Raw genomic sequence first — 3,146 nt, 5'->3', positions numbered from 1 at the left:
AGGGCCGCTCCCTCCCACCAGGGCCGCTCCCGCAAGGGCCGCTCGCACAGGGGGCTGCTCGCGCACGGACCGCTCAACAAGGGCCTCTTCCGCGAAAGAGGCCCGCGGCGCTCCTTCAGAGTGTCCCGAGGCCTTGCGCGCCGCCGTCTTCGCCGACCTGCAGCAGGCGCAGGGTGTTCGTGGCGCCGTGGGTTTCCATGGTTTCGCCGCTGGTGAACACCACGCGGTCGCCGGACGACAGCAGGCCGGCGGCCACCAGCAGGCCCACGGCGTCGCGCGCGGCCTCGCGCGCACCCTGGCCGCGACTGTCGTGGGCCACCGGGAACACGTCGCGCATCAGGCTCATGCGCCGGCGCGCGCCGGGATGGCGCGAGAATGCATAGATCGGTGCGCTGGAACGGAAGCGCGACAGGAATCGCGCGGTGCCGCCGGATTCGGTCATGGCCACGATCGCGGCCACGCCGATGTGCTCGCTGAGGAACATGGCGCCCATCGCGATCGCCTGGTCGGCGCGCTGCAGCCCGCGCTGGGCCGCCTCGAAATCGGTGTCGTGCTCGAACTGCCTCTCGGCGCCGACGCAGATCCGGCTCATCGCCTCCACCGCCGCCACCGGATACGCACCGGCGGCGGTTTCGGCCGAAAGCATCACCGCATCGGTGCCGTCGATCACCGCGTTGGCGACATCGAGCACCTCGGCGCGCGTCGGCATCGGGCTTTCGACCATCGACTGCAGCATCTGGGTGGCGGTGATCACCACCCGGTTGCGGGCCAGGGTTTCGCGGATGATCTTCTTCTGGATGCCCGGAAGCTCGGCATCGCCGATCTCCACGCCAAGATCGCCGCGCGCGACCATGACCACGTCGCTGGCGTCGATGATCGCGCCCAGGTTCTCGATCGCCTCGGCGCGCTCGATCTTCGAGACCAGGGCGGCATCGCAGCCGTGGCTGTGCGCGACCCGGCGCGCCTCGTGCATGTCGTCGGCAGTGCGGCAGAAGGACACCGCGATGAAATCGACGCCGATGTCGGCCGCGACCTTGATCAGCTCGCGGTCGTGTCCGGTGATCGCACCCAGGGACAGGCCGCCGCCCTGCTTGTTCAAGCCCTTGCGATCGGAGAGCACGCCGTCGTTGAGCACCGTGGTGGCGATGGTGTCGCCTTCGACCGACAGCACGCGCAGCTGCACCATGCCGTCATCGAGCAGCAGCACGTCGCCCTCGCCCACGTCACCAGGCAGCCCGAGGTAGCTGACGCCCACTCCGCCGGCGCCCCCCGGGGGCGCGTTCTCGCGGGCATACAGCTCGAAGCGCTCGCCCGCGACCAGCTGCACGCGGCCACCCTCGAAGCGGTCGATGCGGATCTTGGGGCCCGGCAGGTCGGCGAGGATGCCGACCTCGACCCCGGCCCGCGCCGCGGCCTCGCGGACCTCCTGCGCGCGCCGCACGTGGTCGGCCGGCACGCCGTGGGAGAAGTTCAGCCGCACCGCGTTGACGCCGGCGCGCACGAGCGCGTCGAGCACGCCCGGCGCGTCGCTTGCGGGACCCAAGGTCGCCAGGATGCGGGTACCACGGCGGTATTCGGACATGCTGGGCCTTGCGCTGGGCGATTGCGGAACGGGCCCCAATGCTAGCCGAGCGACATGGCGATCGGCATGCCCGGCTTCGCCCGGCCGATCCGCCGGACCGCGCTTCCGCGCGTGCCCGGGTCAGCCGCCACGCTGCTCCAGCGCCACGACCGCCGGCAGCGCCTTGCCCTCGAGGAACTCGAGGAAGGCGCCACCCCCGGTGGAAATGTAGGACACGCCGTCGGCGATGCCGTACTTGTCGACCGCCGCCAGGGTGTCGCCGCCACCCGCGATCGAGAACGCCCTGGACGCGGCGATCGCGCGCGCCAGGGTTTCGGTGCCCTTGCCGAAGGCATCGAACTCGAACACGCCCACCGGGCCGTTCCAGACCACGGTGCCGGCCGACGCGATCATCTCCGCATAACGCGCGGCGGTCCCCGGTCCGATGTCGAGCACCATCTCGCCCTCGGCAATGGCGTCGACCGCCTTGACCGTCGCCGGCGCGTCGGCGGCGAAGGCCGGCGCCACCACCACGTCGGTCGGCACCGGGATGTCGGCGCCGCGGGCGCGGGCGTCGGCCATGATCCGCTTCGCGGTGTCGATGAGGTCGGCTTCGTGCAGCGAGCTGCCGACACCGTGCCCCATGGCGGCGATGAAGGTATTGGCGATGCCGCCGCCGACGATCAGCTGGTCGACCTTGCCGACCAGCGACGACAGCAGCTCGAGCTTGGTCGAGACCTTGGAACCGGCCACGATCGCCAGCAGCGGGCGCGCGGGCTCCTTCAGCGCCTTGCCCAGGGCGTCGATCTCGGCCATCAACAGCGGACCGCCCGCGGCCTGCGCCGCCTGCCGGATCACGCCGTGCGTGGACGCCTGGGCGCGGTGCGCTGTGCCGAAGGCGTCCATGACGAAGACGTCGCACAGCGCGGCGTAACGCCTGGACAGCGCGTCGTCGTCGGCCTTCTCGCCGGCGTTCATGCGGCAGTTTTCCAGCAGCACCAGCTGGCCGGGAGCGACCTCGACGCCGTCGAGGTAATCGCGCACCAGCGGCACCTCGCGGCCGAGCAGCTCCGACAGCCGCGCTGCCACCGGCGCCAGCGAATCGGCCTCGCTCCAGCTGCCTTCCGTCGGCCGGCCAAGGTGCGACATCACCATCACCGCGGCGCCGGCATCGAGCAGCGCGCGCAGCGTCGGCAGCGACGCGAGGATGCGCTGGTCGGAGGTCACCCGGCCGTCGGCCACTGGCACGTTGAGGTCCTGGCGGACCAGCACGCGCTTGCCGGCAAGGTCGAGGTCGGTCATGCGAAGGATGGACATGGAGGGAGGCCGCCGGGTGTCAGGGGGCGTCATTGTCGGCGTGTGCGGTGCGGGATTCAAACCCGTCCCGAGCACTTGCGGCACCGGACTCGCGCCCCTTTCCTCGGGCCAGAACTCGTGGCGGTTCGGGGTGAAGCCTTTCGGCTTGCGGGGCAGAGGCGTGTCGCTGCGAGGGGGGTATGGACCGGCGCATCAGCCATCCATGGCTGAAGCGCCTACCGCGCACGTCCATGTGCGCTGTCCATACCCCCCTCGCAGCGCCCCGCTT

General features: G+C 71.3%; 2 protein-coding genes. Both read right to left on the bottom strand.

The annotated features are described in order from the left end of the window. Nucleotides 1–115: 115 nt before the first annotated feature. On the bottom strand, nt 116–1,582 hold the full coding sequence (gene pyk, locus WCD84_RS14185) for a pyruvate kinase (protein ID WP_343281782.1): 1,467 nt from the start codon (nt 1,580–1,582) through the stop codon (nt 116–118). A 120-nt stretch (nt 1,583–1,702) separates the two neighbouring features. Continuing rightward, complete coding sequence (locus tag WCD84_RS14180) at nt 1,703–2,878, bottom strand: phosphoglycerate kinase (protein ID WP_343281781.1); 1,176 nt, start codon at nt 2,876–2,878, stop codon at nt 1,703–1,705. Nucleotides 2,879–3,146: the final 268 nt, after the last annotated feature.

It is taken from the genome of Luteimonas changyuni, assembly GCF_039548395.1.
Classification (GTDB): domain Bacteria; phylum Pseudomonadota; class Gammaproteobacteria; order Xanthomonadales; family Xanthomonadaceae; genus Luteimonas.
The sequence above is the reverse complement of the archived record's forward strand: the minus strand, read 5'-3'. Positions and strand labels throughout refer to the sequence as shown.